We start from the raw sequence: 26,253 nt of genomic DNA, 5'->3' as shown, positions 1-26,253 counted from the left end.
TTTTAGGTGGTTCAAACCGCGATCTGGACATCCTGCAAGCCAAGGCTGCTGACGCGATAGATCCCGATCTCTCCTAACAGGTTAGGCCATAGCTTGCTTGCCCAGCCATGCCGATGTTGTTGATCGACGGCTAACCGGTCGATAACCCGCGCACTGCGACCGCGACACAACTCTTCGAAATCGCCGAAGGTGCAAAAGTGGATGTTCGGCGTGTTGTACCAGGTGTACGGCAGGAAGTCGGAAACCGGCATCCGGCCCTTGGTGGTCAGGTACCAGCGGCAGCGCCAGTGGCCGAAGTTGGGGAAGGTGATGATGCACTGACGCCCGACCCGCAGCATTTCGTCGAGAATCTTGTCTGGATAATGCACGGCTTGCAGCGCCTGGGTCATGACCACGACGTCGAAGCTGTTGCTGGCGAAGTTGCCCAGGCCCTTGTCCAGGTCCTGCTCGATGACGTTGACGCCCTTGGCCACACAGAGCGCGATGTTATCGGCGTCGTTTTCTAGGCCGTAGCCGGTCACTTGCTTGTTGTCGCGCAGCCAGGCCAACAGCTCGCCATCACCACAACCGAGGTCGAGCACGCGGCTGCCGGCAGGTATCCAGTCTTGGATGATTTCCAGGTCGGCTCTCATGGGTTCCTCAGAGTGCAATTCGGTTCATGTAGCTGGAGAAAGCCTGCAAGTAGCGCGGGATCGGAATCAGGAAGGCGTCGTGGCCTTGCGGCGCGTCGATCTCCAGGTAGCAGACGTTCTTTTTCGCCGCCATCAGCGCATCCACCAGTTCCCGCGAGCGGGCCGGCGAGAAACGCCAGTCGGTAGTAAACGACATCACGCAGAAGTCGGCCTTGGCGCCGGCGAAGGTCAACGCCAGGTTGTCACCATAGTTGGCGGCCGGGTCGAAGTAATCCAGCGCCTTGGTCATCAGCAGGTAAGTGTTGGCGTCGAAACGCCCGGAGAACTCCTCGCCCTGATACCGCAGGTAGCTTTCGACCTGGAACTCGACGCTGTGGAAGTCGTAGTTGAGCTTTTCGCTCTTCAGGCCACGGCCGAATTTCTCGCCCATGGAGTCATCGGACAGGTAGGTAATGTGCCCGACCATGCGTGCCAGCATCAGGCCGCGCTTGGGAATGACGCCGTGCTCCTGGAAATAACCGCCGTGGAATTCCGGGTCAGACAGAATCGCCTGCCGCGCCACTTCGTTGAACGCAATGTTTTGCGCCGACAACTTGGGTGCCGAGGCGATTGCCAGGCAGTGCCGTACCCGGTCTGGGTAGCTGATGGTCCATTGCAGCGCCTGCATCCCGCCCAGGCTGCCGCCGACCAGCGCGGCCCATTGCTGAATGCCCAGCACGTCGGCCAAGCGGGCCTGGCTGTTGACCCAGTCTTCCACGGTCAGCACCGGGAAATCGGCGCCGAACGGCTTGCCGGTTTCCGGGTTGATGCTGCTTGGGCCGGTCGAACCGTTGCAGCCACCGAGGTTGTTCAGGCTGACGACAAAGAACTTGTTGGTGTCGATGGGCTTGCCTGGGCCGATGCAACTGTCCCACCAACCTGGTTTGCGCTCGTCTTCGCTGTGGAAGCCGGCGGCGTGGTGGTGGCCGGAGAGCGCGTGGCAGATAAGCACGGCGTTGCTGGCCGAGGCGTTGAGCTGGCCGTAGGTTTCGTAAATCAGGTCGTAGGCAGGCAGGGAACGACCGCAGGCCAAGGCCAGGGGTTCGCTGAAATGTGCCAGTTGCGGTGTGACCAGACCGACAGAATCGGGGGGGAAGACAGTGGGCATCGACCCTGCTCTCGCATAAATGAGGCGTAAGTCTAAAGACCGCTGCCCCCAGCGGCAAGCAACACCGGGTATTGGCCAAAGGACGCGATCCCCTCTTGATTGTTCCCACGCTCTGCGTGGGAACGATCAGCCGATGGATGGCTGTTAGATCAATCGCCACAATTCCTGCGGCATACCGACGTACGCAGCCAGCGGCGGCATGACATACGACTGCAGTACCTGGATCGCGATAAACGCGAAGATCGGCGAGATATCCAGACCACCAAGGTTCGGAATCAAGCGGCGGAACGGCGCCAGGACCGGCTCGGCAATCTGGTTGGCCAACTCTGCCGCCGGGTTGTGGCTGCCCGGGGCAACCCACGACACGATCACCATCACGATCATCGCCACCCAGAAGATTTTCAGCAGCAGCGAGGTGACGCCGATCAAGGCCCAGATGATCAGGTGCGGCAGGTCGCCGATGGTGCCATAGGTCAGCATCAGCACAAACGCCATCAGCAGCGCTTGAATGATGATGGCCAGCAGCAGCGACGAAGTGTCCAGGCCCATGACGCTCGGGACTATGCGGCGGATCGGCTTGAGCAGCGGCTGCGTGGCGCGCACTGCGAATTGGCTCAGCGGGTTGTAGAAGTTGGCCTTGACCAGTTGCAGCACGAAGCGCAGCAGGACGATGGCGAGGTAAAGGCTGATCAGGGTTTGCACAACGAAAATCGTGGCGCCAGTCAGTGCATTCATAGGTGGTTCCTTATTTGCCCAGTTGTTCGGCCATTTCGGCCGAGCGATGTGCGGCAGCGCCGAGCGCTTTTTCCACCAGAGCTTCGAAACCGCCAGCCTGGAATGATTTGATTGCAGCTTCTGTAGTGCCCGCAGGCGAGGTGACGCGGCGACGCAGTTCCGCGGCGTCGACATCGCTGTCTTTGGCCATCAGTGCGGCGCCCAGGGCGGTTTGCAAGGTCATCTGGATAGCGATGTCCTTGGGCAGCCCGAGTTTTTCGCCGGCAGCGGTCATGGCTTCGATCAGCAGGAAGAAATACGCCGGGCCACTGCCAGAGAGCGCGGTGACGGCATCCAGTTGTTTTTCTTCGTCCAGCCACAGTGCAATACCCACTGCGGACAGCAGCTGTTCGGCTTGCGAGCGTTGTTCGGCGGACACTTTGGCCGTGGCAAACAGGCCACTCACGCCCTGACGGAGCAGCGCCGGAGTATTGGGCATGCAACGCACGATCGGGCGCTCACCCAGCCACTGGAGCATGCTGGCGCAGGTGATGCCGGCGGCGATCGACACCACCAGTTGCTGCGGCTTGAGGCTCGGGCGCAGTGCTTCGCAGACTTCTTTCATTTTCTGCGGTTTGACCGCGACCAGGATGACATCGGCGCCCTCAATGGCGTCGGCGTTATCGGCGAACAGTTCGATGCCATGTTCGGCAGCGATCCTGGCACGTTGTTCGGCGCCCGGATCGCTGGCACGGATCTGTGCGGCCTCCACACCTTGAGCGCGTAACCCGCCAATCAGGCTGGCGGCCATGTTTCCGGCACCGATAAAGGCAATACGAGTCTTGCTCATGACTGAGCTCCTGTTAACGAGTGATTTATGGCTGGCCGTAGTCACGGGCACCAAAAAGGGCTGTTCCGATCCGAACCCAGGTCGCGCCTTGTGCGATGGCGGCCTCCAGGTCGTGGCTCATGCCCATGGAAAGCGTATCGAGAGGCAGGTTGAGGCTTTCTTGCAGGCTGCGTACGGTCGCGAAAGCAGCGTTTTGTGCAGCGCTGTCTTCGGTAGGTTCGGGGATTGCCATCAAGCCGCGCAGTTTCAAACGCGGCAAGGCGCTGATCGCGGCGGCCAATGCCGGCAGGTCGGCTGGGGTACAGCCTGATTTACTGTCCTCGCCACTGACATTGACTTGAATGCAGATATTGAGTGGCGGCAGTTCGGCAGGGCGTTGTTCGGACAGGCGTTGTGCGATTTTCAAACGGTCCACGGAATGCACCCAAGCGAAGTTCTCGGCGATAGCTCGCGTCTTGTTCGATTGAATGGGGCCGATGAAGTGCCAACACAAGGGCAGGTCAGCCAATTCGAGCTGTTTGCTCAAGGCTTCCTGTAGATAGTTCTCGCCAAAATCATGCAGGCCGGCGGCAAACGCCTCGCGCAAGGCGGCGGCAGGTTTGGTCTTGCTTACGGCCAACAGCTGAATGGTCGCTTGATCGCGTTGCGCCACGAGGGCGGCTGCGCGAATTCGCTCATCAACTTGGGAAACGTTGTCTGCTATCGTGGACATTGATTTGCGCCAGCAGGGCTAAAGTCTGCGGCATTCTATGTGATTGGGGAGCCCTATGGATATTACCGAGCTGCTGGCTTTCAGTGCCAAGCAAGGCGCGTCTGACCTGCATCTTTCTGCCGGCCTGCCACCGATGATTCGCGTCGACGGCGATGTGCGGCGTATCAACCTGCCGCCGCTGGACCATAAACAGGTCCAGGAGCTGATCTACGACATCATGAACGACAAGCAGCGCAAGGACTTCGAAGAGTTCCTGGAAACGGACTTTTCCTTCGAAGTGCCGGGCATTGCGCGTTTCCGGGTCAACGCCTTCAACCAGAATCGCGGCGCTGGCGCGGTGTTCCGGACCATTCCATCGAAAGTCCTGACCATGGACGATCTCGGTATGGGGGAGGTGTTTCGGAAAATCACAGACGTCCCGCGCGGACTGGTGCTAGTGACCGGGCCGACCGGTTCAGGCAAGTCCACCACGCTGGCGGCGATGATCGACTACCTGAACAACAACAAACATCACCACATCCTGACCATCGAGGACCCGATCGAATTTGTCCACGAGTCGAAGAAGTGCCTGGTCAACCAGCGTGAAGTGCATCGCGATACCCTGGGCTTCGCCGAGGCCTTGCGTTCGGCCTTGCGTGAAGACCCGGACATCATCCTGGTGGGCGAGATGCGTGACCTGGAAACCATCCGCCTGGCATTGACGGCGGCCGAGACCGGTCACCTGGTGTTTGGTACGTTGCACACCACGTCGGCCGCCAAAACCATCGACCGGGTGGTGGACGTGTTCCCGGCGCAAGAGAAGTCGATGGTGCGTTCGATGCTGTCGGAGTCGTTGCAGGCGGTCATTTCCCAGACCCTGCTGAAAAAAATCGGCGGCGGGCGCGTGGCGGCACATGAAATCATGATCGGTACGGCGGCAATCCGAAACCTCATCCGCGAAGACAAAGTGGCACAGATGTATTCGTCGATCCAGACCGGTGGCTCATTGGGCATGCAGACCCTGGACATGTGCCTGAAGGATTTGGTGAGTAAAGGGCTGGTGACGCGGGAAAGCGCACGCGAGAAAGCGAAGACGCCGGATAACTTTTGAGCTGGGGGTGGGTTTGAATGCGGTCAAGGGATTGACCGTGATGCGCCGAAGGGTTCGGCGCATTGCCTGCAGGGCTGCAGGCTATACGATCAGCTTTGCGTTACACGCAGGCCAGGCTGGGCTTTCTGTTTTGGCAGAACACGCTTGGCCAGTACGTAATGGTCGTCCCAGTACGGCTTGCTCAGTGAATCGATGGTCACTGCTTTGCCACGACGCGGTGCGTGGATAAAGCGGTCGTTGCCCAGGTAGATGGCAACGTGATTCACCCGTTGGCTTTTGATGTTGAAAAATATCAAATCGCCGGGCTTCAAATCTTTGCGCTCAACCTTTTGCCCGTGGCCTTCGGCCATGGCATTGGAGGTGCGCGGCAGATCAGCTTCGTTAATGTCACGGAAGGCGTATTTCACCAGACCGCTGCAATCGAAGCCTTTGGTTGGGCTGCTACCGCCCCAACGATAAGGAGTACCGAGCACGTTCACGGCACGGCTCAACACCACACTGCTCTGCTTGGCGCCCATCTGCGGCGGGGCGATAGCGGCGACACTCGAGTTTTTGTGGTGAACGGTGTGTCCAGCAGTCTCGTGGGAGGCCTTGGAGTGTTTCGAGGCTTTCTCGTGAGTCTTCTTCTCGTGAGTCTTTTTTGCGTGTAATGCTTTTTTGCTTGAAACCTTTTCGCTGGATTCTGTCTCATTCGTGGCGACGGTAGTCGGGGTGGAATGAGATTTTGCAGTGTGGCCGTTGAAGCTCGGCGGTAAATGTTGCTCACGATTGGTGGCGTGGGCGGCCAATGGCATAAATAGGCAAATGGTTAGCCATGTCTTGAAAAATGGACGCATTAGGCAGGGCTCTTATTGGGTCAGCGCGCAACTTTATAACAGCTTTTTCGATGACTCCTATCCCGTTTGTCGAAACCTTTACACCCGCGCGCACTGATTTGTTGCAGGAATATGTCGTGCCAAATTCCGCAGGGCCATGTAAAACAAAGGGTTGCAGCGTGAATCTCAGCGACGAGCCATACGTCGGAGCGCCAGATCAAAGTCACACTAAATACAGATATTTTTTTCTATCAGCGTGAAAGAGGCAGTGAATGAACACCTATCGGCAGGACACACAACCTCAAGACACCCACAGCAAACTCCTTGGTTACCTGTTATGGATCTTCGGGTTTCTCGGGGCGCACCGCTTCTATTACGGCAAGCCTGTCACAGGAACGATCTGGTTCTGCACCCTCGGCCTGCTGGGTATTGGCTGGCTGATTGACCTTTTCCTGATCCCATCCATGGACCGTGAGGCGGACCTGAGGTTCCGCGCTGGCTCGACGGACTACAGCATTGCCTGGATTTTGCTGACGTTTCTCGGCGTGTTTGGCGTGCACCGGATGTATCAGGGCAAATGGCTCACCGGGATCATTTACCTGCTGACGGGCGGGTTGTTTCTGGTGGGCGTGCTGTATGACTTCTGGACGCTGAACGATCAGATTTCGATCAAGAATGCGCAGGAGGGTTAAGGCAAAAAAGTTCGCTGTAGGAGCGGGCTTGCCCGCGATAGCGGTGTGTCAGGTAAACGCTATCGCGGGCAAGCCCGCTCCTACAGGTAGCTCATCAGCTGCTATAGCTGATCCGGCCATCCACCAGCGTGTAACGCACGGCGCTCGGCAGGCAGTGGCCAATGAACGGGCAATTGTCGCCCTTGGATAACCAGTTCTCGCCCACCACCGTCGAAGCCGCTGGATCGAACAACACCAGGTCTGCCGCTGCCCCGGCCCTCAACTGACCCGCAGGCAGGCGCAATGCTGCCGCAGGGCCGCTGCTGAGACGTGTCAGCAGGGTTGGCAGGTCGAGCAGGCCGTCTTCTACCAGTGTCATCGCCAGTGGCAACAGCAACTCGACGCTGCTGATGCCCGGCTCGGTCGCGCCGAACGGGGCCAGTTTGGCATCGCGTTCGTGCGGCTGGTGATGGCTGGAGATCGCCGAGATAACCCCGGACTTCACCGCTTCACGCAAGCCATCGCGGTCAGTGCGGGTGCGCAGCGGCGGTTGCACGTGGTACAGGCTGGAGAAGTCGATCAGCGCTTCGTCCGTCAGGATCAACTGATACATCGCGACATCGGCCGTCACCGGCAGACCGCGCGCCTGTGCCTGAGCGATCAATTCGACACCGCGAGCACTGGTCAGCTGGCTGAAGTGCGCGCGCACGCCAGTCTGTTCCACCAGCAGCAGGTCGCGCGCCAAGGCCACGGTCTCGGCGGTTTCGGGAATGCCCGGCAAGCCGAGGAAGCTTGCCGTAGCGCCTTCATGGGCCAAACCGCCTTGCGCCAGATCGTGATCCTGCGAGTGGAAAATCACCGTCAGGTCAAAGGTCGCGGCGTATTCCAGTGCGCGGCACAGGGTGCGGGTGTTGCGGAAGCTGTCCAGTCCGTTGCCGAAGGCCACGCAGCCGGCATCGCGCAAAGCTACCAACTCAGCCAGTTGCTCGCCTTCCAGCGCCTTGCTGAAGGCACCAATCGGGAACACTTTGCAGTTGCCAGCTTCACGGGCGCGGTCGAGGATCAGTTCGGCGACGGCTGAGGTGTCCAACACCGGTTTGGTCTTGGGTGGGCAGCACAGGCTGGTCACGCCACCGGCCGCGGCGGCCTGGGTTTCACTGGCGATTGTGCCTTTGCGGCTATAACCCGGCTCACGCAGAGAGACGCTGAGGTCGACCAGGCCCGGTGCGGCGATCAAGCCATGAGCGTCGATGGTCTGGGTCGGTACGAATTCGGCCGGTGCCGCGCCAATGGCGAGGATCTTGCCGCTTTCGAGGTGCAGATCGGTGACTTTATCCAGACCGCTTGAAGGGTCGATGACGCGAGCGCCGAGGATGCTGAGCTTCACTGGGCGTTCTCCTGCTCGAATTGACGTTGTGCGGTTTGGCCACTCATGGCCATGGACAATACGGCCATGCGGATCGCGATGCCGTAGGTGACCTGATTAAGGATCACCGAGTGAGCGCCGTCAGCGACTGCCGACTCGATCTCCACCCCGCGATTGATCGGGCCCGGGTGCATGACGATCGCATCCGGCTTGGCGCCGGCCAGGCGTGCGGTGGTCAGGCCGAACAGGCGGTAGAACTCGCCCTCGCTCGGCAGCAGGCCGCCCTGCATGCGTTCGCGTTGCAGGCGCAGCATGATCACTACGTCCACGTCTTTAAGGCCGGCGGCCAGATCGGTGTAGACCTTGACCCCGTATTGCTCGATGCCCACCGGCAGCAGGGTTTTCGGCGCGATGACGCGGATGTCCGGGCAGCCGAGAGCCTTGAGCGCGATCATGTTCGAGCGGGCGACTCGCGAGTGCAGGATGTCGCCGACGATGGCCACCGACAGGTTTTCGAACCCGCCTTTGTGGCGACGGATGGTCAGCATGTCGAGCATGCCCTGGGTCGGGTGCGAATGACGGCCGTCGCCGCCGTTGATGATCGCGACGTCTGGGCACACGTGTTCGGCGATGAAATGCGCGGCACCCGAGTCGCCGTGGCGCACGACGAACATGTCGGCCGCCATCGCTTCAAGGTTGCGCAGGGTGTCGAACAGCGTCTCGCCCTTGCTGGTGGACGAGGTCGAGACGTTCAGCGTGATCACGTCGGCAGACAGACGTTGGGCCGCCAGTTCGAAGGTGGTGCGGGTGCGGGTCGAGTTTTCGAAGAACACGTTGCACACGGTCTTGCCGCGCAGCAACGGGACTTTCTTCACGGCCCGGGCGCCGACTTCGAGGAAAGAGTCGGCGGTGTCGAGAATTTCAGTCAGCAGCTCGCGGGGCAAGCCGTCGAGCGAGAGGAAGTGGCGCAGCTGGCCCTGGTGATTGAGCTGCAGCGGGCGCTTGGCGTCAAAAGGCGTCATCGCAAGGACTCTTTATAAAGAAGGGCTAGAGGGCGGCGGCGGAGAGATTCTGGTACTCAAGCGCGAGCGGCGCAGGACCGAGCAATTTTACCCGCTCATCGGGTGCCAGCGACAGGGTTGCGCCCACCACATCCGGGCTGATCGGCAATTCGCCGGCTTCGAGGTCAAGCAGGCAGACCAGGGTCACGCTGGCCGGGCGGCCGTAATCGAACAACTCGTTGAGCGCGGCACGGATGGTCCGACCACTCATCAGCACGTCATCGATCAACACCAGATGCTGGCCTTCGATCTCGAACGGCAGCGCCGACGGGCGCACTTGCGGGTGCAGGCCGTTCTGGCTGAAGTCGTCGCGGTAGAACGAAACGTCCAGAGTGCCCAAGGGCGAAGTGTTGCCCATTTCATCGAGCAAGGCCTGTGCGACCCAGATTCCGCCGGTGCGGATGCCGATAAAGCTCGGCTCGGAGATGTTGCGCTGGCTCAGGTAGGCTTTCAGATCAATCGCCATCTGGCTGATCAGTGCGGCGGGATTGGGCAGGCTCATGGTTGCTCCTTCAGGGGCCTGAGCGTCGTCGACACGCATTGCTCAGGCTGAAACGTGGATTCTGGGCGTTTGTTCACGCGTCGAACAGGGCGCCGTTGGCATCCAGCCAGCCCTGTAACAACAACGCAGCGGCAATGGCATCCACCGGGTTATCGCGATAGCTGCCTTTCTGGCCACCGCGAGCCAGGCGCTCGCCTTTGGCTTCAAAGGTGGTCAGGCGCTCGTCGTGGGTGTACACCGGCAAGTTGTAACGACCGTTGAGGCGGCGGGAAAACTTCTCTGCGCGGGCGCTCATGTCGCTCGGCGTGCCGTCCATGTTCAGCGGCAGGCCGACCACGATGGCATCGGGCTTCCACTCGCGGATCAAGGCTTCGACCTGATCCCAATTGGGCGCGCCGTTTTGTGCTTTCAACGTGCACAGCTCGCGAGCCTGGCCGGTAATCACCTGGCCGACGGCGACGCCGATCTGTTTGGTGCCGTAATCGAAGCCCAGCAGCAGACGTAATCCAGCCATCAGGCGTGGCCCGCCTGACTGGTGAGCAAGCTGAGGTTGATCCCCAGGCGCGCAGCGGCGGCGTTCAGGCGTTGCTCAACTGGAGTGTCGAACACAATCGCCGGGTCGTACGGGCAGGTCAGCCAGGCGTTTGCGGCCAGTTCGGCGTCCAGTTGCCCGGCTTCCCAACCGGCGTAGCCAAGGGTAATCAAACTCTTTTCCGGGCCTAAACCGTCGGCGATGGAGAACAGCACATCCTGCGAGGTCGACATCGACAGGCCGTCGAGGGCCAGTGTTGCCTGAAACACCTGGCCGCTCGGGTGCAGGACAAAACCACGATCGGTCTGCACCGGGCCACCGGAAAGAATAGGAATGTGCTGGCAGCGCGCTGGCGGATCGATTTCCGGTCGCAACTGCTCGAGGATATCAGCCAGGGTCAGGCTTTGCGGTCGGTTGATGACCAGGCCCATGGCGCCTTCCGCGTTGTGCTCGACAATGTAGGTCAAGGTTTGCGCAAAGTGGGGATCGGCCATGTGTGGCATGGCAATCAGGAAGTGATGCTTGAGATAGCTTGCAGTGACGTTTTTCATGAGCCCTAGTGTGGCGTTGCTCGGCGGGCCTGACAACTGGCTAAACGAGCAGTAGCGTCAGTTACTCGACAACTTATCGTTGGTGAAGCGCCAGGTGCGAATGATCTCCAGTCGATCGATGTCGGCCAGATCGCCGGTGAACGGCGCAAAAGGCGCCGCCAACCGCACAATACGCTGCGCGGCGTCGTCCAGGACCTGCTGGCCAGAGGATTCCAGCACCAGGATTTCGTACAGCGAACCATCACGATTGATCGACACCATCATCCGCAGGTTGCCGCGAATTTGCTTGCGGCGGGCTTCTTCCGGGTAGTTCAGGTTGCCGATGCGCTCGATTTTCTTGCGCCAGTCTTCTTTATACCAGGCACCTTTGTCGTGCATGGTCGAGGCGGCGTTGAGCCGATGGATCTTGGGTCGCTTGGCGTACAGCTGTTGTTCGGTGGACAGCTCGGCTTCCAGGCTGGAGATCTCGCTGGACAATTGCGAGCTGTCAAAACTCGGCGGGGCCTTGACGGTGGGCTCGTCCTTGACCTCTTCGTGCTTGGTCACGGTTTTCTGGATTCTTTCCGCCTTGGTCGCGACAGCAGTTTTCGGCGCTTCCTGCTTTTCCACCGGTTTGGCGGCGGGAGGCGGCGTCACTTTATTGATCTTGGTGTCTTGATACGGCGCCACTTCGGTGGTCTTGGGGATCGCTTTCTTGTCCAGCGTACCGCTGCCTTGCTGGTTTTCCTGGGCGAGGAAATCGGCTTTGTCCGGTGCTTCCTTGCTTTTGAAGGTAGCGAGGGTGATTTCCAGGGTTTGAGTGATGTCCTGGGGTTTGACGAAGCTGAAACCGACGCCGAGGATCAGCGCGATATGAATCAGCGCCGCGACCATTAACGTAAAGCCGAGCCGATCCCCCGGGCGCACGCCGGTACGGGACAGTTCTGGAGGCATTTGGTCGACTGGGGCGTTCATTGACTCTTGAGCATCACATTGCGCGTTTCACAGGGCGCGCATGATAGCGCACTGTCTTGATGCTGCGGTGCTCGCTGGTCTGTGACCCAGGCGCGCATGCCCCTGTAGGAGCTGCCGAAGGCTGCGATCGACCGGGGACCGGTCGTTTCGGTCGAGACCCTTTGAAGGTCCGTCGGACCTTATCGTCCGAGTGCGGCCCAAACCTTCGGCAGCTCCTACAGGGATCGTGTGTTACTTACCTTTGGCTTTTAACTTCAGCGCAATCGCGTCCATCAGCATCGAACCAATGTTGGTGCCAAACGCGTTATCGATCTCGCGGATGCAGGTCGGGCTGGTGACGTTAATCTCGGTCAGGTTTTCGCCGATCACGTCCAGACCTACAAACAGCAGGCCTTTTTCGCGCAGGGTAGGGCCGACTTGTTCAGCGATCCAACGATCTTTTTCCGTCAATGGACGCGCTTCGCCACGGCCACCGGCGGCCAGGTTGCCACGGGTTTCGCCCGCTGCCGGAATACGCGCCAGGCAATAAGGCACCGGCTCGCCGTCGATCATCAGGATGCGCTTGTCACCGTCCTTGATCGCCGGAAGATAGCCTTGCGCCATGATCTGCTGCTTGCCGTTGAGCGTCAGGGTTTCCAGGATCACCGACAGGTTCGGGTCGCCGACGCGGTGGCGGAAGATCGAGGTGCCACCCATGCCGTCCAGCGGTTTGAGGATGACATCGCCATGCTTGGCCGCGAATTCGCGCAGAATGTCCGAACGACGGCTGACCATGGTCGGCGGAGTCAATTGCGGGAACAGGGTGGCGAACATTTTTTCGTTGCAGTCACGCAGGCTTTGCGGACGGTTGACCACCAGCACGCCGGCGCTTTCGGCCTGTTCCAGCAGGTAGGTGGCGTAGACGAATTCCATATCAAACGGCGGATCCTTGCGCATCAGGATCACGTCCAGCTCGTCCAGACCGCTGTCGATTTCGGCCTCAAGTTCGAACCAGTGAGCCGGATCGGCGAAGACTTTCAGCGGCTTCATGCGTGCGCGGGCCTGGCCGGCATTTTGATACAGGTCTTGCTGTTCCATGTAGAACAGCGACCATCCGCGATCCTGGGCGGCAAGGAGCATGGCCAGCGAGCTGTCCTTTTTATAGGAGATGTTCTCGATGGGATCCATGACAATTCCGACGCGAACGCTCATGGGCAATATCCTCTGATTATGAGGGGCCATTAAGGCCCTGAAATAGGCGTCAGGGTGGCGCTGTGCATGCGTGGGGTCAAGGGGGAAAGCATGGAAAAGGGGGCTTTATGGATTGCGTCTGGAGAGTGTGCTAAAAAGGCTCGGCACTGAATCTTGAGCCCCGCAGGCTCGATCTATAATGGCTCCGCGACGCCAGGCACACAGCAGTAATTGACTCGCCGCGGCGATGGTAGAGCACACATGGAACAGCATTCCGCAGCTTTGAAAGTGATGGTTATCGACGACTCGAAGACGATTCGCCGTACCGCAGAGACGCTGTTGAAGAACGTCGGCTGTGAAGTCATCACCGCAATAGACGGGTTCGACGCGCTGGCGAAGATCGCCGATAACCACCCACGCATTATTTTTGTCGACATCATGATGCCGCGTCTGGATGGCTATCAGACCTGTGCCCTGATCAAGAACAATCGGGCATTCAAGTCCACGCCCGTTATCATGCTGTCATCCAAGGATGGGCTGTTCGACAAGGCCAAGGGCCGGATCGTTGGCTCCGACCAGTTTCTGACCAAGCCGTTTAGCAAGGAAGAGCTACTGAACGCGATCAAGGCTCACGTGCCGGAATTCGTTGCAGTAGAACAACAAGTATCTTGATGCCTTCAGACCCGGCGGGTCGAGGGCATCCATTGCATATGGGGAACACCATGGCTCGAGTTCTGATCGTCGACGATTCGCCGACCGAAATGTACAAATTGACCAGCATGCTGGAAAAGCACGGTCACCAGGTCCTGAAAGCCGAAAACGGCGCCGACGGCGTAGCGCTGGCGCGTCAGGAAAAGCCCGACGCCGTATTGATGGACATCGTGATGCCCGGCCTGAACGGTTTTCAAGCGACCCGTCAATTGACCAAAGACCCTGAAACCGCGCCGATTCCGGTGATCATCATCACCACCAAGGATCAGGAAACCGACAAGGTATGGGGCACTCGCCAGGGCGCGCGTGACTACCTGACCAAACCGGTGGATGAAGAAACCTTGATCAGGACGCTGAATTCGGTACTGGCGGGCTGACGGCCGAACGTCATGGTTGAGTCGCAAACCGCCTTCCAGCTGTTGCTTGAAATCGATCAGCGTTGTCGCTCGGTCGCGGCGGGCCTGCCGTTGCAGGAAACCCGTCAGCAAGACTGGACGGGCATCGGTTTTCGCATGGGCGAGCGGTCCTACGTGGCGCCCATGGGTGAAGTCGGAGAAATCCTGCACGAGCCGCGTTATTCCGTGCTGCCGGGGGTAAAACCCTGGATCAAGGGCGTGGCCAACCTGCGCGGACGCTTGCTGCCGATCATGGATTTGTGTGGGCTGTTCGGGTGTGAACTGTCGCCCTTGCGCAAGGAGCGGCGGGTGTTGGTGATCGAGTATCAAGACGTGTTTGCCGGATTGATGGTCGATGAGGTGCTGGGGGTGCAGCATTTCAATCAGCGCAGCCTGATGCCGGGAAGTATTGAAAGCCTTGAGCCCGGCATCGCCCCCTTCATACAGGGGCAATTCCTGCGCGAGCAGGCGTGGCTGGTGTTCAGCCCATGGGTGTTGGCGCAATCACCCGGTTTCATGGATGTAGCGCTGTAGAGTCGTTCGCTGGGCCTGAGGGCCTTTTTTTTCATGGATGAATGCACGCGGTTGGTCCAGGCGGGGGCCTGATTAATGAGCACGACAGGCAGGTCTTTGGAAGGTGCGCGCAGTCGGTCGCAGATCGTCGTGCTATTTGTCGCCCTGATCATTTTCATCATGATGTTGTTCGCCAACTTCGCGTACCTCAACACTCAGTCGAACTATGACAAGCAATACATCGGGCATGCTGGCGAGTTGCGTGTCCTATCGCAGCGTATCGCCAAGAATGCCGCTGAAGCCGCAGCGGGCAAGGGCGCGGCATTCAAGCTGCTGGCCGACGCGCGCAACGACTTCGAGCTGCGTTGGGGCTTTTTGAAGAAAGGCGATAAAGCCACCGGCCTGCCTTCGGCGCAACCGGAAGTGGACGACGAAATGCAGGCGGTGCAGAAGGACTGGGAAAGCCTGCGCAAGAACACCGATGTGATCATCGCCAGCGAACAGACCGTATTGTCGTTGCACCAGGTCGCGGCAACCCTGGCCGAAACCATCCCGCAATTGCAGGTCGAGTACGAGAAAGTCGTCGACAGCCTGCTGGCAAACCACGCGCCGGCCAGTCAGGTCGTGGTGGCGCAGCGTCAATCTCTGCTCGCAGAGCGTATTCTGGGGTCGGTCAATACCGTGCTGGCCGGCGATGAAACGTCGGTTCAGGCTGCCGATGCATTCGGGCGCGACGCCAGCATGTTCGGGCGGGTGCTCAACGGCATGCTCGAAGGCAATGCGTCGATGAAAATCACTCAGGTTCAGGACCCGGATGCCCGGGCCCGACTGAGTGAAATTGCCGAGCTGTTCGAATTTGTTTCTGGTTCCGTGGACGAAATCCTCGCAACCTCGCCCGAGCTGTTTCAGGTTCGCGAGTCGGCCAGCAATATCTTCACCACCTCGCAAACGCTGCTCGACGAAGCGTCGGTATTGGCCAACGGTTTCGAGCACCTGGCCAGCGGCCGCTCGGTGCACAGCATTGGCGGGTATGTGCTGGGCCTGTTGGCGCTGATGTCGATTATCCTGATCGGCATCGTGATGGTCCGCGAGACCAACCGCCAGTTGCGTGAAACCGCCGAGAAAAACGAGCGTAACCAGACCGCAATCATGCGTTTGCTCGATGAAATCGAAAACCTCGCCGACGGTGACCTGCGCGTGGCGGCCTCGGTAACCGAAGACTTCACGGGCGCGATTGCCGACTCCATCAACTACTCGATCGACCAGTTGCGCGATTTGGTGGCAACCATCAACCTGACCGCTGAGCAAGTGGCGACGGCGGTCGAAGATACCCAGACCACGGCCATGCAACTGGCGGCCGCGTCCGAACATCAGGCCTTCCAGATCGCTGCCGCCTCGACCGCGATCAACAATATGGCGATGTCCATTGATCAGGTGTCAGCCAATGCCTCGGAGTCTTCTGCCGTAGCCGAGCGTTCGGTGACCATCGCCAACAAAGGCAACGAGGTGGTGCACAACACCATCAACGGCATGGACAACATTCGCGAGCAGATTCAAGACACCTCGAAGCGGATCAAGCGATTGGGTGAATCCTCTCAGGAAATCGGCGATATTGTCAGCCTGATCGATGACATTGCCGACCAGACCAATATCCTCGCCTTGAACGCGGCGATCCAGGCTTCCATGGCCGGTGACGCGGGGCGTGGTTTTGCGGTGGTCGCCGATGAAGTGCAGCGACTGGCGGAGCGTTCGTCTTCGGCGACCAAGCAGATCGAAACCCTGGTGCGGGCGATTCAGAACGACACCAACGAGGCGGTGATCTCCATGGAGCAAACCACCAGCGAAGTGGTACGTGGTGCGCATCTGGCGCAGGATGCCGGGGTAGCGCTTGAGGAAATCGAGGGCGTTTCGAAAACCCTCGCGGCGCTGATCCAGAGCATTACCAACGCCGCGCAGCAGCAAGCGGCGTCGGCGGGGCAGATTTCCCAAACCATGGCCGTGATCCAGCAGACCACCACGCAAACCACCTCGGGCACCACGGCGACGGCGGAAAGCATCGGTAATCTGGCAAAAATGGCCAGCGAAATGCGTCGCTCGGTATCCGGGTTCACCTTGCCGCCGTCGCGGGATTTGGGTTGAAGTTCGCAGCTGGCAAAGCAAATTTCTGTAGGAGCGAACTTGTTCGCGAGGCGTTATGACTGAGGTGCCACGATCGACCTCTCGCCAACAAGTCGGCTCCTACAACCAGAATCGGTGTGTCAGATTGAGTAAGGACTGGAGTTGTCATGGCTGATCGGCACGACTATGTGGCCCTCGAGTGGCTCAAGGGCGAAATTGCCGAAACGCTGAAGCAGGCCCGTCAGGCCCTCGAAGCGTTTATCGCACATCCTCAGGAATCGGCCGCGTTGGCTGAGTGCCTGAGCTACGTGCATCAGGTCCATGGCAGTCTGCAGATGATCGAGTTCTATGGCGCGGCGCTGTTGGCCGAGGAGATCGAGCAACTGGTGCTGGCGCTCCAGCAAGGCCGCATCGCGCAGCAAACCGAAGCTGTTTATTTGCTGATGCAGGCGATGGTCCAACTGCCGGTTTACCTTGATCGTATTCACACCGCACGGCGTGATTTGCCGTTGGTGGTGCTGCCACTGCTCAACGACCTGCGCAGTGTTCGCGGTGAGAGCCTGCTATCCGAAACCAGCCTGTTCACCCCGCAATTGCTCAGCGTTCCTGAACTCGACAACGATGCACTGGCTGAACTCGACAGCCCTGACCTGAGCAACGTGCTGCGCAAGCTGCGGCAAATGCTGCAAACCGCCTTGGTGGGTTTGCTGCGCGAGCAAGACGTGCAGACCAACCTCGGCTACATGGCCAAAGTTTTTGATCGTCTTCAGCAATTGTGCAAAGAGGCGCCACTCGAGCCGCTGTGGCAGATCGCTTCGGCGTTGGTCGACACCATGCTTGAGGGGCAATTCACCAACAGCCCGGCACTGCGCGGGTTGCTCAAAGAGTCGGACAAAGAACTCAAGCGCCTGCTGGAACAGGGCATCGCCGGTATCAACCAGCCGGCTCCGGATGAGTTGCTCAAGAGCTTGCTGTTCTACATCGCCAAGTCCGATAGCCAGGCTCCGCATATGCTGAGCCTCAAAGAACAATATGGCCTCGCCGAGGCGCTGCCCGATACCGCCTTGGTCGATGAGGAGCGAGCGCGACTAGCCGGCCCGGATCGCGACGCCATGCGTTCGGTGGTCGGGGCGTTGTGCGAAGAATTGGTGCGGGTCAAAGAACGGCTTGATGGTTTTGTGCGCAGTGACCGTCAGGAAGTGGGCGAACTCAGCAGCTTGCTGCCGCCGTTGCGACAGATCGCCGATACCCTGGCGGTGCTCGGTTTTGGCCAGCCGCGCAAGGTCATCATCGACCAACTGGCGGTGGTCCAGGGCTTGGCTCAAGGTCAGCGTGAAGCCGATGATGCCGCGTTGATGGATGTTGCCGGTGCGCTGCTGTATGTCGAAGCGACCTTGGCCGGCATGGTCGGTACTGTCGAGCCGGCCAGCGCTGAAGGCAGTCACCTGCCGACCACCGATCTGAGTCAGATTCACCAATTGGTGATCAAGGAAGCGCGCATCGGGTTGCAGCAAGCCAAGGACATGATCATCGATTACATCGATGGCCCATGGAACCGGCAGCGCTTGACGCCACTGCCGGCACTGCTGGTGCAGGTGCGCGGTGCGTTGGTGATGATTCCGCTGGCGCGCGCTGCCAGCCTGCTGGCGGCCTGCAACGAATACATTCAGGCGCATTTGTTGACCGGAGAGACACCGCCGAGTTGGTCGCAGCTCGACAGTCTGGCCGAGGCCATCACCGGCATCGAGTATTACCTGGAACGGCTTGGTGAAGATCACGAAGCGCCGGGCGAACAGGTACTGGACAAGGCACAGGTCAGCCTCGCCGGTCTAGGTTACGCACCGACGCCGGATGAAGTGATCGACGTGCCCGTGCTGGAGGAGATGATCACTCAGGACGAATTGCTGGAGCTGGCCGCACGACAGTCGTTGGCCAGTCCTGATCGAACCCTGGCCGAAGTGCTGGGTAGCCCGGTGTCGACGGTCAATCCCCCCGCACAAGACGTCCCCACCAGCCTGCTGCCGCCGCCCTTTGGTGAGGGGCGGGTCGATGACGAGTTGTTGGAAGTCTTCCTCGAAGAAGCCGATGAAGTGCTGACCACGTTGCGCGAGCATTTGCCAGGTTGGCTGGACGATGTAAGCGATGTCGGCGAAATGACCGAGATTCGCCGCGCTTTCCATACGCTCAAAGGCAGTGGGCGCATGGTGCGCGCCTTGATCCTGGGGGAGTTGGCGTGGGCATTCGAGAACCTGCTCAATCGTGTGGTGGAAGACAGCGTCAAAGCCGATGAGCGCGTCCAGCAATTGCTGGTGGATGTACTGGCACTGTTGCCGGACGTTGTGCGAGATTTCGCTGAAAACGTTCAGCATCAACGTACGGATGTCGATCAATTGGCAACGCGGGCCCATCGATTGGCTCAAGGCGAAGAGATTTTCGTCGAGCCAGTGGTGCCTGAAGCGGTCGCGCCGGAAGTACTGGACCCGCAACTGCTGGAAATTTTCCGCCAGGAAGCGCGCAGCCATCTCGAGAACCTCAACCGTTTCCTCGACCTCGCCAGTGATCAAGAAACGCCGCCAATCAGCGACAGCCTGCAACGCGCCTTGCACACGCTCAAAGGCAGTGCATACATGGCTGGCGTATTGCCGATTGCCGAATTGGCCGTGCCGCTGGACCAACTGGTGCGTGAGTTCAAGGCCAACCTGATACCGCTGGGCCCTGCGGAAATCCAGTTGCTGCGCGACGCCGAGCCGCTGTTCAATCGCGGTTTGATGCAGCTCCACAGTGAACCGCTGGCGCCGATTCCGGGGGCTGAGGAGCTGATTGAAGCGAGCCATGCGCTACTGGATGAACGCCTGCAGGCCGCTCTCAATTCTCCGGCTCACGGGCAGCGCCTGAGGCGTAATCCGCAATTGATTGCTTCGTTTTTGGCCGAAGGCATGGACATTCTGCTGGATGCCGAAAGTTTGCTGCGTCGCTGGCGGCAGCACCCCGGCGAGCGTCAGGAACTGAGCGCCTTGCTCGACGAACTGACCGCGCTGGGACACGGTGCACAGATGGCCGATCTGCCACAGGTCGACGAGCTGTGCGAAGCGTTGTTGGACCTTTACGGTTCGGTTGAAGAAAGCAGTCTGGCGGTCAGCGAGCGCTTTTTCCACGAAGCTGAAGGGGCCCACGAAGCGCTGATCAACATGCTCGATCAGGTGGCCGCCGGTCAGGAGGTTGATGCTTGTCCGGAGCGCATCGAAGCCCTGCGTGAATTGCTCGACGAGGCGCTTGATCCCGGTGCCATGGGCCTGATCAAGAGCGATGGCAGTCGTACGCTAAGCATTACCGAACTGAACGCGGCAACCGAGCAGCTCTCGGAAAGTCGCGCGGGTGGTGAAACCTTAGCGTCCGCAAGCGAGCTGGACGATGGCATCGTCGAAATCTTCCTCGAAGAGGCGGTAGACATTCTCGAAAGCGCCGGGCACGCCTTGCATCGCTGGCTGGACGACCCCGAAAACCCTCTGCCGTTGTCCTCCTTGCAGCGCGACCTGCATACGCTCAAGGGCGGCGCGCGTATGGCCGAAGTGGTGCCGGTGGGGGATCTCGGGCATGAGCTGGAAACCCTCTACGAAGGCCTGATCGACCGCCGTTACAGTCACTCGCCGGAACTGGCGCGGCTGCTGCTGAACAGTCATGATTTGCTGGCGACCTTACTGGAGCAACTGCAGGCCCGCGAGCCGCTGAGCTCGCCGGTCGAGCTGATCAAGGTCATGCGAGCGTTTCGTCAGACCAACAATCTTGTTCCGGCGGCGGAAGCCGAGTCGAAACCCGGCAAATCAGCGGTGGAACTCCTCGAAGAGCGCGATCCCGAATTATTGGAGATCTTCCTCGAGGAAGGCTTCGATATCATTGAAAGCGCCGGTGGGGCCTTGACCCGTTGGCAGGACGAACCACAGAACACCCTGGAAGTTGAAAATCTGCTGCGCGATTTGCACACGCTCAAAGGCGGCGCGCGCATGGTGGAAATCGCCCCGATTGGCGATTTGGCCCATGAACTTGAGTTTCTCTACGAAGGCTTGGCAGCCGGGCTGTTACAGGCCAACCCGTTGCTGATCAGCCTGCTGCTGAGCGGCCACGACCTGCTGGCCGATATGCTCGACGCCGTGCGCAATCGCGAGCCGCTGCCCAGCGCAGTGCTGTTGATCGACAGCATCAAGCGTTTTAACGCGCCCGGCGGCCAGGAGGCATTCGCCACCGCTCCAGTCCCATTGGCCGAGACGCCACTGTTGGTCAACCCACCGCCTGCTTCGGCCGTTGAGCCCGAGGCCGAGCGCGCACCGGCGGAAATGGTCAAGGTCGCCGCCGATCAGCTGGAAAACCTGGTCAACCTGGCCGGTGAAACTTCGATTTTTCGCGGGCGCATCGAGCAACAGGTGATCGATGTCCAGGTCACGCTGGCTGAAATGGAAACCACCATCGAGCGCATGCGCGACCAATTGCGGCGTCTGGATATCGAAACCCAAGGGCGCATTCTCAGTCGCGAACAGGGTTATGCCGAGCGCTTGGGCTACGAAGAATTCGACCCGCTGGAAATGGATCGGCATTCGCAGTTGCAGCAGCTGTCTCGGGCGCTGTTCGAGTCCGCCTCCGACCTGCTCGACCTCAAGGAAACCCTCGATACGCGCAACCACGACGCCAAACTGTTGTTATCGCAACAGGCGCGGGTCAATACCGAGCTTCAGGAAAGTCTGATGCGCACGCGCATGGTGCCATTCGAGCGCCTGCTGCCGCGCTTGCAGCGCATCGTGCGTCAGGTGGCCGGCGAGCTGGATAAGCAGGTGTTGTTCGAAGTCGGCAACGCCGAAGGCGAGATGGACCGCAGTGTGATGGAGCGCATGGTGGCGCCGCTGGAGCACATGCTGCGCAACGCCGTCGATCATGGTCTGGAAAGCAACGAAGAACGCCTTGCCGCCGGCAAGCCGGAGGCGGGCCTGATCGAACTGAGCCTGGTGCATGAAGGCGGCGACATCGTCATCGAAATGCGCGACGACGGCGCCGGTATCGACCTCGCAGCGGTGCGGCGCAAGGCGATCAAGCGCGGGTTGATCGACGCGGACGCTGAACTCAGCGACTACGAGTTGCTGCAGTTCATCTTGCAGGCAGGCTTCTCTACGGCAGAAAAAGTCACGCAGATTTCCGGTCGCGGGGTCGGCATGGACGTGGTGCATGCTGAGGTCAAGCAACTCGGCGGCTCGATGATTATTGACTCTACGCCGGGGCAGGGCACGCGCTTCCAGATTCGTTTGCCGTTCACGGTATCGGTCAATCGCGCGTTGATGGTGCAGTGCGGCGAAGAGCAATACGCCGTGCCGCTGAACACCATCGAGGGCATCGTGCGAGTCCCGCCTCAAGAGCTGGAGGCCTGCTATCAATCACAGCCGCCGCGCTATCAGTTCGCCGAGCGCACCTACGAGCTGCGCTATCTGGGCGAACTGCTGAACAACGGCCTGCCACCGAAGTTGAGCGGCCAGAGTCAGCCACTGCCAGTGCTGCTGGTACACGTACATGATCAATGGGTGGCGGTGCAGGTTGACGCGTTGGCCGGCTCGCGGGAAATCGTGGTGAAGAGCCTCGGTGCGCAGTTCGCTCGCGTGCAGGGGATCTCCGGCGCAACCATCCTCGGCGATGGCCGCGTGGTGTTCATCCTTGATTTGCTGGCGCATATCCGCGCCCTGCATGTACGCCTGCTGGCGCAACAGGCGGCGGGCCTGGGCGTGCCGAAATACGTCGAAGTCGAGCACACCAAGACGCGTCTGGTGATGGTGGTCGATGATTCGATCACCGTGCGCAAAGTCACCAGCCGTCTGTTGGAACGCAACGGCATGAACGTGCTGACAGCCAAGGACGGGGTCGACGCGATGGCACTGCTGCAAGAGCACATCCCGGATGTGCTGCTGCTGGATATCGAGATGCCGCGCATGGACGGCTTTGAAGTGGCCAGCAGGATTCGCAACGATCAGCGTCTCAAAGACCTGCCCATCATCATGATCACGTCGCGTTCCGGACAAAAACACCGGGATCATGCGATGACCATCGGCGTTAACGACTACCTGAGCAAGCCGTATCAGGAGTCGGTATTGCTGGAGAGCATCGCGCACTGGAGCCAGGTCAATGCCTAATCTCGCCAACGCCAATCGCGTGACCACGACATTGACCGGATTGATCCTGCCCCTGGGTGACCGCAACCTGTTGTTGCCCAACGTCGCCGTCGCCGAACTGATCGACTATCAGGACAGCATCGCCGATCCCGACGCCCCCGATTGGTACTTGGGGCCGATCAGTTGGCGTCACCGCACCTTGCCGCTGCTGTGCTTCGAAGCCACCTGCGGCGCCCGCACCCGCGTCGGTGGTCGTGCGCGAATTGTCGTGCTCAATGCCCTGGGCGGCCGCCGTGATCTCGAATTCATTGCCCTGCTGGTCCAAGGCATTCCCCGTTCCTGCAAGGTCGACAGTCAACTGAGCTACGTCGACGTGCCGTTGGCCGAACTGGAACTGGCGGCGGTGCAGGTGGGCGATATCGTGGCGAAGATTCCGGATTTGGTGGGGTTGGAGGAATTGTTGGTGCGGGCCGGGTTGGTTTAGATTCCCCCAGCGAATCAGTGCTCAGGCGCAAACCCCTGTAGGAGCTGCCGCAGGCTGCGATTGGCATCCATACGCCGCGACCGGTTCCCGGTCGATCGCAGCCTTCGGCAGCTCCTACAAAGGTTTTGTACACGCCATAAATCCACTGTGGGAGATTCTATGTTGTATACCGAGCCCCTGTAGGAGCGAACTTGTTCGCGAGGCGGTGTGTCAGGCATACCGCATCAGGACTGCTCGCCAACAAGTTAGCTCAATAAATTTGAGCCGACACAAAATGTATGGCCATCCTCGAATACTGTGGGAGCAGGCTTGAACTGCAAAAGCGACGGAGCCGTCAGCAAATTCTCCTGATCTGAACAATGAGCCGAATAGCGTCTCTATTCGGCTCATGCGCATCAGGAGGCACCATGAACGAACTACCGCGCTGGGTATGGCTAATCGTATGGTTCATGCGAACCATTACTCCAACCGTAACGATTTCACCCCGTGCTTGATTGATGCCCCACACCATTCGCTCCTAAGGTGGGCCACGACAGCGAAACGCGTGGAGTGAGCATGACAACCCAAACAACACTTGACCCGCGCTGGTCGCGTCGGCGCAGCGAAAAGCAGCGTCGGCTCGATCTGGTGCGACCTCTCGCCGATGGCGTGGTACTGCCAACTGACAAAATCGTTGCGGCGCTTGAAGCCCTGATCATGCCCGGCGATCGCGTGGTGCTTGAGGGCAACAACCAGAAGCAGGCCGACTTTCTGTCGCGCTCACTGGTCAAGGCTGATCCGGCCAAGTTGCACGACCTGCACATGATCATGCCCAGCATTGGTCGGCCCGAGCACCTGGATCTGTTTGAACTGGGCATCGCCCGCAAGCTGGACTTCGCCTTCGGCGGTACGCAAAGCCTGCGCATCAGCCAGTTGCTTGAAGATGGCTTGCTGGAAGTCGGCGCCATCCATACCTACATCGAGTTGTATGCGCGGCTGGTGGTCGATCTGATCCCTAACGTTGTGCTCTCGGCCGGTTTCATGGCCGACCGCGCGGGTAACATCTACACCGGCGCCAGCACTGAAGACACCCCGGCATTGGTCGAGCCCGCCGCGTTCAGCGACGGCATCGTGATTTTCCAGGTCAACCAGATCGTCGACGACGTCAGCGACCTGCCGCGTGTCGACATCCCGGCTTCGTGGGTCGACTTCGTGGTGCTGGCTGATCAGCCGTTCTACATCGAGCCGCTGTTCACCCGCGACCCGCGCCACATCAAGCCTGTGCACGTACTGATGGCGATGATGGCGATTCGTGGGATCTACGAAAAACACAACGTGCAGTCGCTGAACCACGGCATCGGATTCAACACCGCCGCCATCGAGTTGATTCTGCCGACTTATGGCGAATCCCTCGGGCTCAAAGGCAAGATCTGCCGCAACTGGACCCTCAACCCGCACCCGACGATGATCCCGGCGATCGAAAGCGGCTGGGTAGAAAGTCTGCATTGCTTCGGCACCGAGCTGGGCATGGAGAATTACATCGCGGCGCGCCCTGATGTGTTCTTCACCGGGCGCGATGGCTCGATGCGTTCCAACCGGATGATCTGCCAACTGGCCGGTCAGTACGCAACGGACCTGTTCATCGGCGCGACCTTGCAGGTGGACGGCGATGGTCATTCTTCAACCGTAACCCGTGGCCGCCTGGCCGGTTTCGGTGGTGCGCCGAACATGGGCCATGACCCACGCGGCCGTCGCCACAGCACCCCGGCCTGGCTCGACATGCGCCAGCACACTGGCACCGGCCCGGACGCGTATCTCGAGCGCGGTAAAAAGCTCGTGGTGCAGATGGTCGAGACCTTCCAGGAGGGCGGGAAACCGACCTTCGTCGAAACATTGGATGCTATCGAGGTCGCAAAGAAAACCGGCATGCCCCTGGCGCCGATCATGGTGTATGGCGATGACGTCACGCACTTGCTCACCGAAGAAGGGATCGCCTACCTGTACAAGGCGCGTTCGCTGGAAGAGCGCCAGGCAATGATCTCGGCTGTCGCGGGCGTGACCGCCATCGGTCTGCGTCACAACCCGAAAGATACAGCGCGGATGCGTCAAGAAGGCTTGATCGCCTTGCCTGAAGACTTGGGCATCCGCCGTACTGATGCAACGCGTGAATTGCTGGCCGCCAAAAGCGTCGCCGATCTGGTGGAGTGGTCCGGCGGCTTGTACAACCCGCCCGCGCAATTCAGGAGCTGGTAAATGCACGCACTCAACTTGGCGCTGGACCTGAATCGCACCACGCTATCGCTGGCTGAACGCCTGGCCGATCTGGCAGTGGACGCGCTGATCGATGAAGCCGACCTGTCGCCAAAACCGGCGCTGGTCGATCGTCGCGGCAGTGGCGCTCACAGCGATTTGCACCTTGGCCTGATGCACGCTTCGGCGTTATCGCTGTGGCCCGCGTTCAAGGAGATGGCGGAAGCCGCTCTGGAATTCGGGGTTATCGGCCAGCCACTGCGCGAAGCCGTGGGCCGTATCGGTCGTGAAGGTGAGGCGGCAATGATGCGCTCCACCAACGGCGTCAACACTCATCGCGGTGCGATCTGGGCGCTGGGGCTGTTGGTGACTGCCGCAGCGCTGGCGCCGGGTGATGCTTCGGCGGCGGCGATCAGCTTGCGGGCAGCGCGTCTGGCGGTGATCGACGACCGACACGCGCCGCAGCAGAACAGCCACGGTGCCACAGTCGCTCAACGTTATGGCGCGCGCGGTGCTCGGGAACAGGCTCAGTTGGGTTTCCCCGCTGTGACGCAATTCGGCTTGCCGCAACTGCAGCGCAGCCGCGCTGCCGGGCATGGCGAGCAAAACGCACGGTTGGATGCCTTGTTGGCGATCATGACTACCTTGGCTGACACCTGCGTGCTGTACCGCGCTGGCGAAGCCGGGCTGGAGGCGATGCAGCAGGGTGCGCAAAAAGTATTGGATGCCGGCGGCAGTGCCAGCCTTGGCGGCCGCCGCTGCCTGAATGAACTGGATCAGCAACTGTTGAGCCTGAACGCTTCGCCCGGTGGCGCTGCCGACCTGCTCGCCGCCTGCTTGTTTATCGATAGCCTTGAGCCTGCGCTCGGCCACTCATCGAGGAATGTTTGATC

General features: G+C 60.0%; 23 protein-coding genes. 10 read left to right on the top strand and 13 right to left on the bottom strand.

Annotated elements, in window-relative coordinates; genetic code table 11:
* Positions 1-11: 11 nt before the first annotated feature.
* The 5 genes from metW to ACF0H7_RS30215 form a co-directional block, all read right to left on the bottom strand.
* Complete coding sequence (gene metW / locus ACF0H7_RS30235; RefSeq protein ID WP_397450454.1) at positions 12-632, bottom strand: methionine biosynthesis protein MetW; 621 nt, start codon at positions 630-632, stop codon at positions 12-14.
* 7 nt (positions 633-639) lie between these two features.
* A complete protein-coding gene (locus ACF0H7_RS30230; protein ID WP_397450453.1) occupies positions 640-1,779 on the bottom strand; it encodes a homoserine O-acetyltransferase in 1,140 nt (379 codons plus the stop codon).
* Positions 1,780-1,923: 144 nt separating this feature from the next.
* Positions 1,924-2,514 (bottom strand): YggT family protein, encoded by a 591-nt coding sequence (locus ACF0H7_RS30225; protein ID WP_397450452.1) that lies wholly within the window; start codon positions 2,512-2,514, stop codon positions 1,924-1,926.
* A 10-nt stretch (positions 2,515-2,524) separates the two neighbouring features.
* Positions 2,525-3,343, bottom strand: coding sequence for a pyrroline-5-carboxylate reductase (gene proC / locus ACF0H7_RS30220; protein ID WP_397450451.1), 819 nt, complete (start codon positions 3,341-3,343; stop codon positions 2,525-2,527).
* Between the two features lie 25 nt (positions 3,344-3,368).
* Positions 3,369-4,055, bottom strand: a complete 687-nt coding sequence (locus ACF0H7_RS30215) for a YggS family pyridoxal phosphate-dependent enzyme (RefSeq protein WP_397450450.1) — start codon at positions 4,053-4,055, stop codon at positions 3,369-3,371.
* A gap of 55 nt (positions 4,056-4,110) precedes the next feature.
* Here ACF0H7_RS30215 and ACF0H7_RS30210 point away from each other — a divergent pair, with 55 nt between their 5' ends.
* Positions 4,111-5,145: a type IV pilus twitching motility protein PilT gene (locus tag ACF0H7_RS30210; RefSeq protein ID WP_397450449.1), complete on the top strand. Its 1,035-nt coding sequence runs from the start codon at positions 4,111-4,113 to the stop codon at positions 5,143-5,145.
* Between the two features lie 89 nt (positions 5,146-5,234).
* On the opposite strand, the gene ACF0H7_RS30205 is transcribed toward ACF0H7_RS30210, so the two are convergent.
* Positions 5,235-5,981: a C40 family peptidase gene (locus ACF0H7_RS30205; RefSeq protein ID WP_397450448.1), complete on the bottom strand. Its 747-nt coding sequence runs from the start codon at positions 5,979-5,981 to the stop codon at positions 5,235-5,237.
* Between the two features lie 251 nt (positions 5,982-6,232).
* Here ACF0H7_RS30205 and ACF0H7_RS30200 point away from each other — a divergent pair, with 251 nt between their 5' ends.
* Positions 6,233-6,652: an NINE protein gene (locus ACF0H7_RS30200; RefSeq protein ID WP_397450447.1), complete on the top strand. Its 420-nt coding sequence runs from the start codon at positions 6,233-6,235 to the stop codon at positions 6,650-6,652.
* A 94-nt stretch (positions 6,653-6,746) separates the two neighbouring features.
* Here the strand turns inward: ACF0H7_RS30200 and ACF0H7_RS30195 are convergent, their stop codons facing one another.
* From ACF0H7_RS30195 to gshB, 7 genes are all read right to left on the bottom strand, one after another.
* On the bottom strand, positions 6,747-8,018 hold the full coding sequence (locus ACF0H7_RS30195; protein WP_397450446.1) for a dihydroorotase: 1,272 nt from the start codon (positions 8,016-8,018) through the stop codon (positions 6,747-6,749).
* Complete coding sequence (locus ACF0H7_RS30190; protein WP_397450445.1) at positions 8,015-9,019, bottom strand: aspartate carbamoyltransferase catalytic subunit; 1,005 nt, start codon at positions 9,017-9,019, stop codon at positions 8,015-8,017. The genes ACF0H7_RS30195 and ACF0H7_RS30190 overlap by 4 nt, the downstream gene beginning before the upstream one ends.
* Positions 9,020-9,044: 25 nt before the next feature.
* On the bottom strand, positions 9,045-9,560 hold the full coding sequence (gene pyrR, locus ACF0H7_RS30185; RefSeq protein ID WP_397450444.1) for a bifunctional pyr operon transcriptional regulator/uracil phosphoribosyltransferase PyrR: 516 nt from the start codon (positions 9,558-9,560) through the stop codon (positions 9,045-9,047).
* A gap of 73 nt (positions 9,561-9,633) precedes the next feature.
* On the bottom strand, positions 9,634-10,074 hold the full coding sequence (gene ruvX, locus ACF0H7_RS30180) for a Holliday junction resolvase RuvX (protein ID WP_397450443.1): 441 nt from the start codon (positions 10,072-10,074) through the stop codon (positions 9,634-9,636).
* Entirely contained in the window at positions 10,074-10,643 is a 570-nt protein-coding gene (locus ACF0H7_RS30175; RefSeq protein ID WP_397450442.1) for a YqgE/AlgH family protein, read from the bottom strand. Before ACF0H7_RS30175 ends, ruvX begins: the two co-directional genes overlap by 1 nt.
* Positions 10,644-10,700: 57 nt before the next feature.
* Positions 10,701-11,597: an energy transducer TonB gene (locus ACF0H7_RS30170; protein ID WP_397450441.1), complete on the bottom strand. Its 897-nt coding sequence runs from the start codon at positions 11,595-11,597 to the stop codon at positions 10,701-10,703.
* Between the two features lie 231 nt (positions 11,598-11,828).
* A complete protein-coding gene (gene gshB, locus ACF0H7_RS30165; protein ID WP_397450440.1) occupies positions 11,829-12,788 on the bottom strand; it encodes a glutathione synthase in 960 nt (319 codons plus the stop codon).
* Positions 12,789-13,028: 240 nt separating this feature from the next.
* Between gshB and pilG the strand changes: the two genes are divergently transcribed.
* The 8 genes from pilG to ACF0H7_RS30125 all read left to right on the top strand — a co-directional run bounded on the left by pilG (position 13,029) and on the right by ACF0H7_RS30125 (position 26,251).
* The gene (pilG, locus tag ACF0H7_RS30160) at positions 13,029-13,439 is read left to right on the top strand and encodes a twitching motility response regulator PilG (protein WP_397450439.1); all 411 of its coding nucleotides are present in this window, start codon (positions 13,029-13,031) and stop codon (positions 13,437-13,439) included.
* Positions 13,440-13,489: 50 nt separating this feature from the next.
* Positions 13,490-13,855 carry a twitching motility response regulator PilH gene (pilH, locus tag ACF0H7_RS30155; RefSeq protein ID WP_397450438.1) on the top strand — a complete coding sequence of 122 codons (366 nt, stop codon included), beginning with the start codon at positions 13,490-13,492 and terminating at the stop codon, positions 13,853-13,855.
* 12 nt (positions 13,856-13,867) lie between these two features.
* Positions 13,868-14,407: a chemotaxis protein CheW gene (locus ACF0H7_RS30150; RefSeq protein ID WP_397450437.1), complete on the top strand. Its 540-nt coding sequence runs from the start codon at positions 13,868-13,870 to the stop codon at positions 14,405-14,407.
* Positions 14,408-14,482: 75 nt separating this feature from the next.
* Entirely contained in the window at positions 14,483-16,525 is a 2,043-nt protein-coding gene (locus tag ACF0H7_RS30145; protein ID WP_397450436.1) for a methyl-accepting chemotaxis protein, read from the top strand.
* 146 nt (positions 16,526-16,671) lie between these two features.
* On the top strand, positions 16,672-22,668 hold the full coding sequence (locus ACF0H7_RS30140) for an Hpt domain-containing protein (RefSeq protein ID WP_397450435.1): 5,997 nt from the start codon (positions 16,672-16,674) through the stop codon (positions 22,666-22,668).
* On the top strand, positions 22,661-23,131 hold the full coding sequence (locus tag ACF0H7_RS30135; protein ID WP_397450434.1) for a chemotaxis protein CheW: 471 nt from the start codon (positions 22,661-22,663) through the stop codon (positions 23,129-23,131). Before ACF0H7_RS30140 ends, ACF0H7_RS30135 begins: the two co-directional genes overlap by 8 nt.
* Before the next feature lie 555 nt (positions 23,132-23,686).
* Positions 23,687-25,363, top strand: coding sequence for a malonate decarboxylase subunit alpha (gene mdcA / locus ACF0H7_RS30130; RefSeq protein WP_397450433.1), 1,677 nt, complete (start codon positions 23,687-23,689; stop codon positions 25,361-25,363).
* Positions 25,364-26,251 carry a triphosphoribosyl-dephospho-CoA synthase gene (locus tag ACF0H7_RS30125; protein WP_397450432.1) on the top strand — a complete coding sequence of 296 codons (888 nt, stop codon included), beginning with the start codon at positions 25,364-25,366 and terminating at the stop codon, positions 26,249-26,251.
* The last annotated feature ends 2 nt before the right edge of the window (positions 26,252-26,253 follow it).

Source organism: Pseudomonas sp. NA-150, assembly GCF_044336365.1.
Classification (GTDB): Bacteria; Pseudomonadota; Gammaproteobacteria; order Pseudomonadales; family Pseudomonadaceae; genus Aquipseudomonas.
The sequence above is the reverse complement of the archived record's forward strand: the minus strand, read 5'-3'. Positions and strand labels throughout refer to the sequence as shown.

What these genes read in the sequence shown, in the direction of transcription:
- ACF0H7_RS30135 (WP_397450434.1), top strand. Translation starts at nt 22,661, where the DNA reads ATGCCTAATCTCGCCAACGCCAATCGCGTGACCACGACATTGACCGGA.
- ACF0H7_RS30170 (WP_397450441.1), bottom strand. Translation starts at nt 11,597, where the DNA reads ATGAACGCCCCAGTCGACCAAATGCCTCCAGAACTGTCCCGTACCGGC.
- ACF0H7_RS30200 (WP_397450447.1), top strand. Translation starts at nt 6,233, where the DNA reads ATGAACACCTATCGGCAGGACACACAACCTCAAGACACCCACAGCAAA.
- proC (WP_397450451.1), bottom strand. Translation starts at nt 3,343, where the DNA reads ATGAGCAAGACTCGTATTGCCTTTATCGGTGCCGGAAACATGGCCGCC.
- ACF0H7_RS30230 (WP_397450453.1), bottom strand. Translation starts at nt 1,779, where the DNA reads ATGCCCACTGTCTTCCCCCCCGATTCTGTCGGTCTGGTCACACCGCAA.
- mdcA (WP_397450433.1), top strand. Translation starts at nt 23,687, where the DNA reads ATGACAACCCAAACAACACTTGACCCGCGCTGGTCGCGTCGGCGCAGC.
- ACF0H7_RS30225 (WP_397450452.1), bottom strand. Translation starts at nt 2,514, where the DNA reads ATGAATGCACTGACTGGCGCCACGATTTTCGTTGTGCAAACCCTGATC.
- ACF0H7_RS30175 (WP_397450442.1), bottom strand. Translation starts at nt 10,643, where the DNA reads ATGAAAAACGTCACTGCAAGCTATCTCAAGCATCACTTCCTGATTGCC.
- gshB (WP_397450440.1), bottom strand. Translation starts at nt 12,788, where the DNA reads ATGAGCGTTCGCGTCGGAATTGTCATGGATCCCATCGAGAACATCTCC.
- ACF0H7_RS30150 (WP_397450437.1), top strand. Translation starts at nt 13,868, where the DNA reads ATGGTTGAGTCGCAAACCGCCTTCCAGCTGTTGCTTGAAATCGATCAG.
- ACF0H7_RS30190 (WP_397450445.1), bottom strand. Translation starts at nt 9,019, where the DNA reads ATGACGCCTTTTGACGCCAAGCGCCCGCTGCAGCTCAATCACCAGGGC.
- ACF0H7_RS30210 (WP_397450449.1), top strand. Translation starts at nt 4,111, where the DNA reads ATGGATATTACCGAGCTGCTGGCTTTCAGTGCCAAGCAAGGCGCGTCT.
- ACF0H7_RS30205 (WP_397450448.1), bottom strand. Translation starts at nt 5,981, where the DNA reads ATGCGTCCATTTTTCAAGACATGGCTAACCATTTGCCTATTTATGCCA.
- pilH (WP_397450438.1), top strand. Translation starts at nt 13,490, where the DNA reads ATGGCTCGAGTTCTGATCGTCGACGATTCGCCGACCGAAATGTACAAA.
- ACF0H7_RS30140 (WP_397450435.1), top strand. Translation starts at nt 16,672, where the DNA reads ATGGCTGATCGGCACGACTATGTGGCCCTCGAGTGGCTCAAGGGCGAA.
- ruvX (WP_397450443.1), bottom strand. Translation starts at nt 10,074, where the DNA reads ATGGCTGGATTACGTCTGCTGCTGGGCTTCGATTACGGCACCAAACAG.
- pilG (WP_397450439.1), top strand. Translation starts at nt 13,029, where the DNA reads ATGGAACAGCATTCCGCAGCTTTGAAAGTGATGGTTATCGACGACTCG.
- ACF0H7_RS30215 (WP_397450450.1), bottom strand. Translation starts at nt 4,055, where the DNA reads ATGTCCACGATAGCAGACAACGTTTCCCAAGTTGATGAGCGAATTCGC.
- ACF0H7_RS30145 (WP_397450436.1), top strand. Translation starts at nt 14,483, where the DNA reads ATGAGCACGACAGGCAGGTCTTTGGAAGGTGCGCGCAGTCGGTCGCAG.
- pyrR (WP_397450444.1), bottom strand. Translation starts at nt 9,560, where the DNA reads ATGAGCCTGCCCAATCCCGCCGCACTGATCAGCCAGATGGCGATTGAT.
- metW (WP_397450454.1), bottom strand. Translation starts at nt 632, where the DNA reads ATGAGAGCCGACCTGGAAATCATCCAAGACTGGATACCTGCCGGCAGC.
- ACF0H7_RS30125 (WP_397450432.1), top strand. Translation starts at nt 25,364, where the DNA reads ATGCACGCACTCAACTTGGCGCTGGACCTGAATCGCACCACGCTATCG.